Annotated in this window: 9 protein-coding genes; 2 read left to right on the forward strand and 7 right to left on the reverse strand. The window is 67.8% G+C overall.

Features of this window, described 5'->3' with window-relative positions; genetic code table 11:
* Positions 1–61 precede the first annotated feature (61 nt).
* Positions 62–523 (reverse strand): COG3650 family protein, encoded by a 462-nt coding sequence (locus tag QRN13_RS12955; RefSeq protein WP_284878205.1) that lies wholly within the window; start codon positions 521–523, stop codon positions 62–64.
* Between the two features lie 79 nt (positions 524–602).
* Here QRN13_RS12955 and QRN13_RS12960 point away from each other — a divergent pair, with 79 nt between their 5' ends.
* Positions 603–1733 (forward strand): DNA cytosine methyltransferase, encoded by a 1131-nt coding sequence (locus QRN13_RS12960; protein WP_284878206.1) that lies wholly within the window; start codon positions 603–605, stop codon positions 1731–1733.
* A 69-nt stretch (positions 1734–1802) separates the two neighbouring features.
* Here the strand turns inward: QRN13_RS12960 and QRN13_RS12965 are convergent, their stop codons facing one another.
* The 3 genes from QRN13_RS12965 to QRN13_RS12975 all read right to left on the reverse strand — a co-directional run bounded on the left by QRN13_RS12965 (position 1803) and on the right by QRN13_RS12975 (position 5674).
* Positions 1803–2162, reverse strand: a complete 360-nt coding sequence (locus tag QRN13_RS12965) for a DUF1318 domain-containing protein (RefSeq protein ID WP_284878207.1) — start codon at positions 2160–2162, stop codon at positions 1803–1805.
* A gap of 33 nt (positions 2163–2195) precedes the next feature.
* Positions 2196–2384, reverse strand: coding sequence for a YnbE family lipoprotein (locus tag QRN13_RS12970; protein WP_055754620.1), 189 nt, complete (start codon positions 2382–2384; stop codon positions 2196–2198).
* A gap of 77 nt (positions 2385–2461) precedes the next feature.
* Positions 2462–5674 carry an intermembrane phospholipid transport protein YdbH family protein gene (locus QRN13_RS12975; protein ID WP_284878208.1) on the reverse strand — a complete coding sequence of 1071 codons (3213 nt, stop codon included), beginning with the start codon at positions 5672–5674 and terminating at the stop codon, positions 2462–2464.
* 317 nt (positions 5675–5991) lie between these two features.
* Here QRN13_RS12975 and QRN13_RS12980 point away from each other — a divergent pair, with 317 nt between their 5' ends.
* The gene (locus QRN13_RS12980; protein ID WP_168189861.1) at positions 5992–7347 is read left to right on the forward strand and encodes a M23 family metallopeptidase; all 1356 of its coding nucleotides are present in this window, start codon (positions 5992–5994) and stop codon (positions 7345–7347) included.
* Positions 7348–7350: 3 nt separating this feature from the next.
* Here the strand turns inward: QRN13_RS12980 and QRN13_RS12985 are convergent, their stop codons facing one another.
* The 3 genes from QRN13_RS12985 to QRN13_RS12995 all read right to left on the reverse strand — a co-directional run bounded on the left by QRN13_RS12985 (position 7351) and on the right by QRN13_RS12995 (position 12147).
* Positions 7351–9027 (reverse strand): TadG family pilus assembly protein, encoded by a 1677-nt coding sequence (locus QRN13_RS12985; RefSeq protein WP_284878209.1) that lies wholly within the window; start codon positions 9025–9027, stop codon positions 7351–7353.
* The gene (locus QRN13_RS12990; protein ID WP_284878210.1) at positions 9027–9452 is read right to left on the reverse strand and encodes a TadE/TadG family type IV pilus assembly protein; all 426 of its coding nucleotides are present in this window, start codon (positions 9450–9452) and stop codon (positions 9027–9029) included. Before QRN13_RS12990 ends, QRN13_RS12985 begins: the two co-directional genes overlap by 1 nt.
* Positions 9453–9741: 289 nt before the next feature.
* Positions 9742–12147, reverse strand: a complete 2406-nt coding sequence (locus tag QRN13_RS12995) for an EAL domain-containing protein (RefSeq protein WP_350224850.1) — start codon at positions 12145–12147, stop codon at positions 9742–9744.
* Between the last annotated feature and the right edge of the window lie 165 nt (positions 12148–12312).

Raw genomic sequence — 12312 nt, forward strand, 5'->3', positions numbered from 1 at the left:
GAGCGCATGATTCACGCTTCGGACGGGGCCGCGTTGCGCCCCGATCCGAAACGATCACGCGCTAGGGCGCGGGCTGGGTGGTCAGCATCGACGCAGGCGCGGCGCAGCCGGTCAGCTCGTCGTCGCCGATCTCGACCTTGGCCGTAAGCGGATAGGTGCGGTCGCTCATGCCGTCCGAACATTCGGTGGCGATCAGCACGACGTTCAGCGCCTTGTTCAGATTGGTCGAGCTGGCGAAGGTCGCGACCGTGCCCTGGACCGTCGCGCCATGGTTCGGCGCGCGCTGGGTCGGCTGATCGACGCGGGTGTAGATCAGGGCGTCCGGCGTGATCTCCACGCCCCAGAAAGGTTCGGTCCCCAGCGCCCGCACCGGCTGGCCCAGATCGACCCCGCCCAGGGTGACGGCGGCCTGGGGCTGCGGCGCCGGCTTGGGCTTGGAATCCTCGCGGTCGTAACAGGCGCTGAGCGAGACGCCGGCGAGGGCGATGGCGAGCGGGGCGGCGGCGAGCGGAATGAGGCGCATGACGGCTCCTTTTGGTTCGGGCGCAGGTGAGGTCCCCGCCGCCCTCGGTCAAGGGGCGCGGCTGGGTTATGCTGGTCCCATGTCGATTCGCCCCACCGCATTCGAGTTCTTCGCCGGGGGCGGCCTGGCGGGTTTGGGACTGTCCGCCGCCGGCATCGACACCGTCTTCGCCAACGACATGGACGGGGCCAAGGCGCGCGCCTTCACGGCCAATCATCCACATACCCGGTTTCGTCAGGGCGATGTCTGGACCCTGACCATCGACGATCTGCCGGGACGGCCCGACATGGCCTGGGCCTCGTCGCCCTGTCAGGACGTCAGCCTGGCGGGCGCGCGCGGCGGGCTGGAGGCCGGGCGATCGGGGGCCTTCTGGGGCTTTTGGCGGCTGATGCAGGGGCTGGCGGTCGAGGGGAGCAGCCCGCGCCTGATCGTGCTGGAGAACGTCATCGGCCTGCTGACTTCCGGGCCAAGGACCGAAGTGGGGCGGGATTTCGCGGCCGTCTGCACGGCGATGGTCGAGGCGGGCTATACGGTCGGCGCGCTGGAGATGGACGCCGCCCATTGGCTGCCCCAGTCGCGGCCGCGCCTGTTCGTGGTGGCCATTCAGGGCGAGGCGCCGCGCGCGGCCGGTCCGACCCAGCCCTTCCATTCACCCCGTCTCATCGCCGCCCAAGCGCGCCTGCCCGAGGCGGTGAAGGCGGCCTGGGCCTGGTGGTCGCTGCCTGCGCCGTCGCAGCGCAATCCGGACCTGGCGGCCATTCTGGAGCCGGACGACGCCGTCAACTGGCTGGACGATGCGGACGCCATCCTGGCCTTGGCCGCGCCGCCGCACCGCGCCCGGATCGCGTCGGCCCTGGCGTCTGGACAGCGTTGCGTCGGCGCCGCCTATCGCCGGGTGCGGACCGAGAACGGCCACAAGGTCCAGCGTCTGGAAATCCGGTTCGATGGCTTGGCCGGATGCCTGAGGACGCCGGCCGGCGGCTCGTCGCGTCAATATGTGGTGGTGTGCGATCGGGGCTTGGCGCGGGTTCGGCGGCTGACCGGGCGCGAGGCCGCGCGGCTGATGGGCGTGTCTGACGACTATCGCCTGCCGTCGAGCGAAAGCGCGGCGCTGAAGCTGATGGGCGATGCGGTCGCCGTGCCGGTGGTCAGGGCGCTGGCCGAAGGGCTGCTGCTGCCGGCGCTGATGGATCGACGCGCCGCCGCCTGACGCCGTCACTGATCGCCAGACAAAAACACCCCCCGGGATATCGCCCGAGGGGTGGGAAACATGCGGTCGTTAGCGCTGGATCCACTGGCCCTGGGCGTTGCGGTACCATTGGCCCGAGGAGATGCGGGGCAGCAGCTGGGCCTCGAACATCCGGGCCCCGGCGACATCCGCCGAAGTGCCGGCGTCGGCGGCGCTGCGGGCGTAGGCGGCGCGGCGGCCGGAGTTGGTGGCGTCGACCGCGGCGCGCAGGCTGGCGTCCGAGGTCGGGGTGCGGAAGCCCAGGTAACCGTCGGCCTGCTCACCCACGGTGCCAGCGGCCTTGGCCTGGTCGATCTGCGCCTTCTGGGCGCTGGTCTGGGCGAGGGCGGCGCCCGCGACGCCCAGAGCCGCAACGGCGGCGCCGATCACGAAGAGTTTGCGGAAGGTCATGTCAGCCTGTCCCTTTCAGAGAGAAGCGGGAGATCAGAAGAGGTTGGGGTTCTGCTGCAACAGCTGCTGCAGCTCCTGGTCCAGCCGAACGCGCACGTCGGCGTCCAGCTTGGCGTAGATCTGGATCGGCGCGACCTCAAGACGGATGGTCGGGGCGCAGGCCGCGAGGGCGACGACGACGGCTCCGAAACCGAGGCCGGCCAATTGGCGCTTGTGGATCATGACGGGGGCTCCGGTTCGGCCGAGGGTGATGTCTCTAATAGCACGCCGTCCAATGAACGCGCGCTGAATGGTGAAGTTCAATCGGCAGGCGCCGGGACGGGCGCGGGCGTCGCATCCTGCTGACCCTGGCGCGCGCGATTGACGGCCAGCAGATCCGAGATCAGCTGGTTGGCGTTCAGGGTCGTGTCCAGCGTCAGGTCGATCTGGGTGTTCGACGGCAACGGCAGTTTGCGGTTCAGGAACTGGCGGCTGATCAGTTCGCCGATCGTCAGGCGAAGCTCCTGGCGTTTGGGAGGATCGTGGCGGCCGCGAATGTGGAACAGGACCGCCAGACGCCCGCCGTCCAGGCTGTTCACATCGGCGCTGAGCTGGTCGAAGGACAGGTTCTCCATCGCCTGATAGGCCAGGTCCTCGACGACGTTTTCCGACACCTCGCCGCCCCCGCCGCTGGCGGCGACATCGGTCAGGACGTCCCGCTTGATCGACAGGCGGCCCGGCTGGACCGCCTCCAGCTTGCCGGCGGTGATCTTGAGCCCGCGCTTGGGGTCCATGATGAAGGGCAGGCGGCCGGAGACGACCGCGTCCAGCTGAACCTTGTCGTCAAAGCCGGTGTCGGCGACGATATCGCCCAGCTGCACCCGGTCCAGCACGATCACGCCGCTGTAGGGCTGGGTCGCGTCCAGCGGGACGGTGAAGGGCTCGACCGAGACGGTCCCGCCGCCGGCGACGACCTGGGCGCCGTCAATCAGCACCCCGGCCTCATTGATCGAGAAAGTCACATCCAGCGCCGTGACGGCCGTGCCGACGGCGAGGCTGTCGGCCGTCAGCTTTTGGTTCGGGGCGGTGATCAGGGGCGTCAGGCTGCTGAAGACGATGTCGCCGCGCAGGCCCTTCACGGCCCCGACCGGACTGACGAAATCCAGGCCCGGCGTGACCAGATGACCACTGGAGGTTGGTTCGGCGTCCTTCGTCCAGTCGAAACGTCCGTCGAAGCTGACGGCGCCCTCGACCGGCGACTGCAGGAAGTCGGCGGCGAGCGGGCTGAGCATCGCCGGCTGGAGCCCATGCTCGGCGAAGGCCACGTTCGGGGCGGTGATGACGATGCCGCCCGATCCGGTGCGGCCATCGTGCGCCAGGGTCAGGCGGCCGAGATCATAGGCGGCGGCCGCGCCCGTGCCCTTCAGATCGAAGGCGCCGCTCCAGCGTTCGTTGGCTAGCGTCGCAGATCCTGTGGCCGAAAGCGGTTCGAAACGTTCCGGCGTCAGGGCGTCGACGACGCGGGCGGCGGCCACATTGGCGGTCAAGCCGATGCCCGCCTTGGTCCCATCGACAGTGACACGGCCCGAGGCGTCGGCGAACCGCATGCCGAGGAATGGCGCCTGGGCCGAGACTTGGGCGAAGCCGCCCACGACGCGCCAGACGCCGTCCTTCGACGTCAACAGCGGACCGCCCTGGGGACACAGCTTGCCGGCGACCTGATGGACGTCGTTCTCGTCCAGCTCCAGCCGCTCGACGGTCAGGTCGACGCAGTCCGATGTCGCATAGGTCAGCCGGCCGGCGTTCATAGCCAGGACGCCGCGCGTCCGGGCGTCGATGCCGCGCGCCAGATCGAAATCCAGTCGGGCGCGACCGTCCAGCGTCGCTTCGAACCCGCCTTCGGTCAGGCGCCAGTTCGGGATCGCGACGGACATTTCCGGCAGGCCCTTGCCGCGCGTTGCGGTCAGGGTCAGCGCCCCGCCGCCCAGCCGCCCCGGCTCGGCCTGATAGGCGCCGCCCTGACCTTGAGCCACCGTCAGGACGCCGCCGTTGGCGGGCGTCAGGGTGACAGGACGCGACAGGGATACAGTCGTGCCGGCCGCGCCCGTGGCGAAGCGGATGGCGGGCGCGTTAAGGGCGAAGCGTCCCAGCGCGCGCTTCATCTCAGCCAGCTCGGCGATGTCGCCCGGGCCGACCGCGCCGAACAGGGGCCAGGCGCCGTCGGCGGCGCGCAGCGATCCGTTCGCCGCGATCTGAACCCCGCCGTCGCTGACCACGTCCAGATCCAGGTCGGCGCGGCCGCGCTTCAGCGCCAGGTCGCCGAAACCGAAACGGTCGAAGGTCGCGCTCAATGGGCCTGTCGCCTCGAAGGCCGCATCCTTGCCGCCCAAGGCTAGGTCGCGCGACGTCAACGAAAGTCCGGCGATCGTCGTCTGACCCGTCCGGCCCGAACCGGCGGTCAGGGCCAACGGCCCCTGCATGCGCCAGCGCACGGCGTCGTCGCGCGACACCGTCAGCTTGCCCCGCGTCGCCATCGCGGCGACATCGGCGATGCGCAGGTCCGCGCCCTCGACCGCCGCCGCCTTCAGCGCGGTCGTGACTTCGCCGTCCAGCCGGAAGGTTTCGATCCAGCCGGAGACGACGCCGTCGAACCGGGCGGCGACATCGGCGCTGCGGGCGCTGAGCGTTGGGGTTCCCAGGCGCTCGCCCGTCAGGCGGCCGTCCAGAACCGCCCGGCCGTCACCGCGCCGCGTCTTCAGATCCGGATAGGGCAGATCGCCGGTCAGCGTCAGCGCAGCCCCCTGCCCCCGCGCAGCCGGTGTCGCGAAGCTGTCGGCGGCGGCCGACAGCTTGATCGCCATCCGGTCGCCGGCCGTGGTTAGGTCCAGAAGTCCGTTCAGGCCCTGGGCCTCCGCTTCGCCGCTCTTCAGCGCGGCTTTCGGTAGGCGCGCCGCCAAGCGCATCAGCTTGCCATCGTCGATCCGGGCGTCGGCCAGAATATCGAGGGTTCCGTATTCGGTGGACAGCCGTCCGCGACCGCCCTCGACGATGACCAGGGGGCTGCGCGAATCCGGGCGCGGCGGCCCGCCGGTGAACTCCTTGACCAGCGGGTCCAACGAGCCCAACGACAGTTTTCCGCCCTTCCAGCTGGCCCGCACCACCGGCCGGACCAGGCGGATGCGGCTGGGGGTCACGCCCAGGCCCGACCGCGACCACGGCAGGGCGACGGCGTAATCGACCTCGGCCCGCTCGACGACGACATCGGGATTTTTGGGATCGCCGATGCGGATGCGGCCGACGAAGCCGTCGATCTCGATCCGCTCCACCTCGACATCGGCCAGAATTCCGCGCTGGTCCAGCCAGCCGACCAGGACATTGCGCGCCACCGCGCGACGGTTGAGATAGATCAGGGCGGCCACCACGCCGATCATCAGCGCCAGGATCAGAACGCCGACTGCGACGGCGCGCAGGATGCGACGGGTCTTGGCCTGCGGCTTTGGCTTTGGCTTTGGCTTGGACGGTGTGTCGGTCAAACGGATTGATCGCGTGATTGAAACAGCGGGCCGTCCACCTTGGTCATCCTTATCCCCAGCACAAGATCAAAGCGTGACGGTCGGTGTTCGGCGCCGCTTCCTGCCGGTCAAGCTGGGCCAGATAACGGCGAATCGCCCGGTCGAGATCCCTGCACCGTCGAGCTTTGTCTGACGCACGTTAACCGTTTGTAACGGTCTGCTTTCCAAAATGAGACAAGCGAGGTATATGACCGCCTTCGCGCCACGGGCGATACGGCGCGATCTTCGAGAACGAGTAAAGCTTTGGCGCCGAAGGCGTCGCAATACGACGGGGACCGATGGCTCAGTTCGACCCACGCCGCCAGCCGATGCGGCTCGCGCCGCACATGCTTACGGCGGCAGCTGCAATCTCGGTGGCGATGCTCGCTGGTCGAGCCTATCAACCCGCTCAGGCCGAAGAAGTTCCCGCCCTGACCTCGGCCCAGATGGCGGCCATGGAAGCCAAGGCCTTCGCCGCCGCCAACGCGCCCGCCGGCCTGACCGCGCCCGAGGCCGTCAACGTCCAGATCCGCCGCGGCGAAACCTTCGAGCAGGCCGTGCGTCGCACCGGCGTCGCGCCGGAAGAAGCCAGCGCCGTCGCCGCCACCGTCGCCAACGCCTTCGACCTCGCCGATCTGCGCGCCGGACTGAAGTTCGAAACCGCCATCGCCAAACCGCGCAACGGCCGGGGCGACGCCCGCCTGATCGGCCTGACGATGCGCACCGGCCCGGCGTCCCAGCTGACCGTATCGCGCAGCTTCGACGGCGCGCTGCGCCTGCGTTCGCTGGAAGAAAAAGTCACCCATGAGACCGTCGTCCTGAAGGGCGATGTCGAGCGCAGCCTGTCGGCCAGCGCGCGTGAACTGGGCGCCACCGCCTCCATCGTCCGTTCGGCCAGCCGCCTGTTCGCCACCAAGTTCGACATGCAGCGCGACATTCGCGCCACCGACGAGTTCACCATGGTCTTCGACCGTGAAGTGACCGAGGCCGGCCGCACGGTGGACGTGGGCGACCTGATGTACGCCGAACTGCGCGGCGTAACTTTCTATCGCTTCAAGCCCGCCGGCGCGAAGGAAGCTCAGTTCTTCGACTCGAACGGCAAGAACCTGCGCTCGGCCATGATGCGCACGCCGCTGCAGAATTTCCGCCGCGTGTCCTCGGGCTTCGGTTTCCGCACCCACCCGATCTCGGGCTACAAGAAGATGCACCAGGGCATCGACTTCGCCGCCGGAACCGGCACGCCGGTCGTGGCCCCCGCCGACGGCGTGGTGGTCGAGGCGCGCCGCTGGGGCGGTTATGGCAATTGGCTGCGCATCCGCCACAACAACGGACTGGAAAGCGGCTACGGCCACCTGTCGCGCTACGGTTCGGGCATCCGCGCCGGCCAGCGGGTCAGCCAGGGTCAAATCGTCGCCTATGTCGGCTCGACCGGCGCCTCGACCGGTCCGCACCTTCACTATGAGCTGTGGCGCGGCGGCCAGCGGATCAATCCCGCCGGCGTGCGCACCCAGGAAGGCACCGAACTGGCCGGCGCCGACCTGACCGCCTTCCGCGCCGAAAAGGCCCGCATCGACCGCATCATCGCCTCGGGCGGTCAAAAGCGTCCGGCCATGCAGCAGGCCTCGGCCGAAGGCCTGCGTCCCGCCCGCGGCTAAGGTTCAGCCGACCAGACGCGGGGTCGCGCGCCCCAGCATGGGGCAGGACAGGCCGTGGACCGTCACGTCGGCCTCGCCCAGCTTCAGGCCCAACAGGTCCAGTACCGGATTCAGCGCGTCGTCCAGCACCGGCCCCAGCGGTTCCAGCAGCCGCCCCAGCGCCTTGGTCAGGTCGCCGAGCCCCAGGCCCAGCCCGATCACGTTCACATCCACGTCCAGCCGCGCCAGCAGGCTGGTGACCGCCCCGCTAGCGAAGCTGCGCGAGGCCATGGTCTTGGTGCGCTGATTGTCGATGTCGCCCGCGTCGAACCTCAGCGGCCTGAAACCGATGTCCGCCGCCTCGACATCTGCCTTGCCGGTGATGCTGACGAGGCCCAGGACCGACAGCAGGGTCGCGCGCTGGGGCGTCAGCGGGGTTTTGAAATCGCCCAGCTTGGCCTCGTCCACCACACCGATCGATGCGCGCGCCAGGCCCGGCCGGACATCGACCTCGACCGCGCGCGTCGGATCGCAGGACAGCGACTTCAGTCGCGCCTCGGAAGCCGCCAGTTCGATCAGGATCGGCAGTTCGACCCGCGCCAGACCCGACAGGGATTGCGCCGTCCTGGCCCGCACATAGAGCCGGGCCTGAGCCGTGCGGATGATCGGCTGGCCGTCAGCCGTCACCGTCAGCCACGGGGAGCGATTGGGCCGTTCGCCGATCGCCAGGCTGGTCTTCAGATCGGCCAGCCCCGCCGGCACGCCCAGGTCCAACGCGACCTGGCGATCCCCGCCCCCGACCTCCAGCATGGCCATGACCAGATCCATGGCCGAGACCGAGGCGTCCAGCCCTTCGCGGATCCCGTCTGGCGAGCGCGCCTCCAGCCCGATCAGATCGCCCAGCTTGACCTTGGTCCCGACGGAGGCCGAGGCCACCTTGCCCAGCGCCCCGCCGTCCTGGCCGCCCGCCACCCGCTCCAGCACCCTCAGCGCACGGCCGGCATCGACCTGGGTCGCCAGAAGCCGGTCGTAGTCCCCGAGCTCGACGCCCAGATCGGTCGCCAGGGCGTCGGTGAACCCCAGCAGATTGACGTCGAGATCGATCAGACGACGATAGTCCATGACGCTGAGCGACACCTTGGACCCGGTCAGGCCGCCGAGCAGTTGGTTGGCCACGCCGCCGTCCAGTCGCGCCAGACGCGACCCGATCGAGATCATGGCCTTGGGCGTCCCGCCGCCCGTCGTCGCCGTGGCCCGGCGGGTGACCCGCACCTGATCGCGGCCCAGCAACAGCGGCGTGAAGAACATCGGCGCGCGACTGCTGACCTCGACCCGTGCGGCGTTCGGCTTCACGCCGCCCGTCATGAACCGGTCATTGCGCGCCTTGGCCGGATCGGGCGTATAGACGCCCAGCGCCGTCGCCACCGTGACCGAGACGTCGGGCGCGACATTGGCCTCAACCGTCGCCTGGGCCGCACGCCAGACTGCGCCCTCGCCCTGCGCCAGGTTTCGCACCGCCGACAGCGCCGCGAGATCCGCCGCTCCCTGAACCCGACGCGTGTGCAGAACCAGAACGCCCAGGTCGATCACCGCCGCCGTGAATAGACACAACAGACCGCCCGCGACCGCCGCGATCACCGCCACCGCCCCACGCCGATCGGCGCCGAACCGAAGCAGCAGACAAGGCGCCCGGACGCTCATCAATAGTCGCCCACATGGATGACTGCCGAACGCCGAATGACAGACGGTGGACGCGGCAGCATCCCGCCCAGCGCCATGATCAGACTGTCGCTAGCGTCATACACCACGATGACCCGCAGGCGGCCGGCGTCCTCCATCACCTCGATGGTCGTGTGCTTGGGGTTCAGCGCCACGCCTCGCACCGCCTCGCTGACTTCACGCCGCGCCAGACCGTCGCGCTCGACTGGATCCAGCCCCCCGATCGCCGCCCTGGCTCCCTCAGACGCCAGGGCCTGAACCGACTGGGCCATCAAAAACCAGCCGCCATAGACGACGATGCCGATCAGCAGCAGGACCAGGATCGGCCCCACCAGCGCAAACTCCACCGCCGCCACGCCCTCGCGCCCGCGTCGCCTTACAGAAGGAATGGGTCCGAACGTCCGCACGCCAACCTCACGATTGCTCGTATAGGTTGTACATTGGGCACGGTTAAGCGTTCGTGTAGGCGCATGCTGAACGCCTGAAGCGCCTTCAGCCGCGGCTTTGTGAAGCACGGCTAGCGCATTGTGCTACGAGGATAACTAGAAAAGAAAATGGCGCACCCGGAGAAATTCGAACGTCCGACCTTCAGTTTCATACTCTGAGAAAATATTCTTAATTCTCTACACGTTTAGGCTATCAACTCTGTAACGAATGCCAATCGCGTGCTGCCCAAAGCCTCATGGCACCGTCGCCTCAAGCTCTATACAGCGGTGCCTGGCGGGGGTCGGACAGTACTTTTGTGCTTTCGGATAGTGTCAAAAAACTTACCAGACCTTCGAAGTTTAGCGGTCGCGATACCCAATAGCCCTGGATGGTGTCGCACCCCAATGTTGCCAAGACATCAAACACTTCCTTGGTCTCAACGCCTTCGGCGACGACGGTCATGCCTAAGCCGTGGGCCAGATCGACGGTGGATTTGATGATCAGGCGATCACGCCCGCTGTCGAGGACATCAAGGATCAGGGACCGGTCGATCTTCAACTCGTCAGCGTTCAGCATTTTCAGATAGCTGAGCGAAGATAGGCCGGCGCCGTAGTCGTCGATCGAAATCCGCACCCCCGCCGCTCGATAGGCCGCGATCGCCTGAGCCGCGATCTTCGGGTTTTGGATGACGGCAGTCTCAGTGATTTCGAAGATGAGATCGGCGTCGCAGCCCTCGATCAACTGGAGCGCACGCGCCTGGAAGGCTTCGTCCACAAGGAGCCGTCCCGACACGTTCAGAGCGATGGCTAGATGAACACCCCGAGCCCTGAGCGCGGCCTGATCCTCGATCGCTTTGACGATGCTCCATTCGGTGAGGGCCCTGATCTGTCCCGTCTGTTCGGCGATGGGAATGAAGAGGTCCGGCCCGATCCGACCCCGCACCGGATGATGCCAGCGGCAGAGCGCCTCGACAGAAGCCGTTGAACCATCCGAGGTCTTGCGCTTGGGCTGATAGTGCAGACTGACGTCGCTCGCGCGCAGGGCGTCGCGAAGTTCCGACATCAGGGCGAGGTTGTTGTCGGGATCGACAAAGGTCGCCTCGTCATACAGCACCGTACGGTCGTCCGAGAGATCGGCCTGATTAAGCGCCGTCGTCGCCCGTTCGATCAGGGCGTCGCCGCTCGCCGATTGCCTATCCTGTGAGGCGCTGCCGATGCGGACGAACAGATCCAGCGGCTGGCCGTCGACGGTGAAGGTCGTTTCCACGGCGCGAAGCGATCTGGCCAGGGCGTGTTGCTGATCGACGGACAGATCGGCCCGCGAGAAGGCGAGCACCGAGGACGCGATTTGCGCCACCAGGTCCACGTCGGCCAAATCGGCCAAGCGGTCGGCGAGCTGTACCATCAAGGTGTTTGCGACGTCATAACCGACGACCCCGCGCATTTCCGCATGGCGATCCACGCCGATCGCAAAGACCGCGACATTGGTCTCTGCTGTGGCGACGAGATCGTCGATGCCCGCCAGCAGGGCTCGGCGGTTGGGAAGCCCTGTTTCCGGCTGATGCATCGCCAGATGAAGCAGGCCGGCCTCTCGCGCCTGCACGATCGCCTTGGCTTGCCTCGTCAGCTCCACGCGGGTCGCCCAGATCGCCATCAGTGTCTGCGTGAAAAGAAGCGCGGTGATGTCGATGCTGAGCGGAAGCGAGGCCTGAAGCACGATTGGAGCGATCACGATCAAGGCCGTGACGGCGACATGGCGCACGATCAACCGCCATAGAGCGGCGCCCCCGCTTCTGACAGGCTGCAGCGCCGCGACGAGCCCGGCGCATAGGATCAGAAGCGCCAGCGGGCTAAGGCTGACCAAGGCCCGTCCGTCAGCGATACTTTCGTAGGCGAGGGCGTGGATGATGACGCCGGGCAACAGCCCGACGGGTGTGGCGAACTCGTCGCCAAGTTCCAGGGCCGTCGCCCCCATCAGGACCTTCTTGCCGCGCACGAGCGAGGGGTCGAAGCGGCCGCTGTAGACGTCCTCGAAACTGAGGTGGGGGATCGATTTCTGCTCGATCCCGAAATCGACGGTGAAAGCGCCCTGACGCACCGAGGCATCGGCCAGGAGGGCCGCGACCGATGGCGGCGCTTCATCTGAGGCACCGTAATCGTAATGGCGCACCCTTCCGTCGCCATCCACCGGCACATTGACCGACGCGAGCAAGGAATCATTTAGAAGCGGCGCGATCGGACGATTGCCCGATCTGCGTCTTTCGCCGGCGCCATATGACTCCATCTGCTCAAAGGTCGCCAACGCCACCTGGCCGGGGTGGCGCGATACCGCCGCCGCCAGCGCCTGATCGGACGCGGGGTTGGACGGCGCGCTGAAATCGACATCAACCGCGACCAGGGTCGCGCCCGCCAGAATCAGATTGTCGATCGCCTGGGCATACCGTCGCCGATCCCATGGCCAGGCCTCTGCGGCGATGAGGCTTCGGGAATCGATCTCGACGATCGTCAGGCTCTGGCTGGCAGGTCGCTCCAGAACCGAGAACCGCGCAGAGGCGATGACATCATCAAGGGGCCGGAAGGCGCCGGACAGCATGCCGACGCCTATGACCGCAAGCACTGACAAGCTCCATATTCCGGCGCGCACACGCATCGATTGGAGCGCTCGATAAAGATTCATCAATCTCTCGGCGGGCGACCGCCAGGCCCCCCATTGCCCCCGTTGCCGCCACCGTTGCCGGAGCCGCCGTTGCCGGGGTTACCGGGGTTGCCAGGGTTACCGCCGTTGCCGCCGCCGTTGCCGGAGCCGCCATTGCCACCCCCGTTGCCAGGGTTGCCGGGGTTG

The sequence above is a fragment of the Brevundimonas sp. MEB006b genome (assembly GCF_030209705.1).
Classification (GTDB): Bacteria; Pseudomonadota; Alphaproteobacteria; order Caulobacterales; family Caulobacteraceae; genus Brevundimonas.

Excerpts from the sequence above, each read along its gene's own strand:
- QRN13_RS12955 (WP_284878205.1), bottom strand. The coding sequence starts at position 523 with ATGCGCCTCATTCCGCTCGCCGCCGCCCCGCTCGCCATCGCCCTCGCC.
- QRN13_RS12960 (WP_284878206.1), top strand. The coding sequence starts at position 603 with ATGTCGATTCGCCCCACCGCATTCGAGTTCTTCGCCGGGGGCGGCCTG.
- QRN13_RS12965 (WP_284878207.1), bottom strand. The coding sequence starts at position 2,162 with ATGACCTTCCGCAAACTCTTCGTGATCGGCGCCGCCGTTGCGGCTCTG.
- QRN13_RS12970 (WP_055754620.1), bottom strand. The coding sequence starts at position 2,384 with ATGATCCACAAGCGCCAATTGGCCGGCCTCGGTTTCGGAGCCGTCGTC.
- QRN13_RS12980 (WP_168189861.1), top strand. The coding sequence starts at position 5,992 with ATGGCTCAGTTCGACCCACGCCGCCAGCCGATGCGGCTCGCGCCGCAC.
- QRN13_RS12985 (WP_284878209.1), bottom strand. The coding sequence starts at position 9,027 with ATGAGCGTCCGGGCGCCTTGTCTGCTGCTTCGGTTCGGCGCCGATCGG.
- QRN13_RS12995 (WP_350224850.1), bottom strand. The coding sequence starts at position 12,147 with ATGAATCTTTATCGAGCGCTCCAATCGATGCGTGTGCGCGCCGGAATA.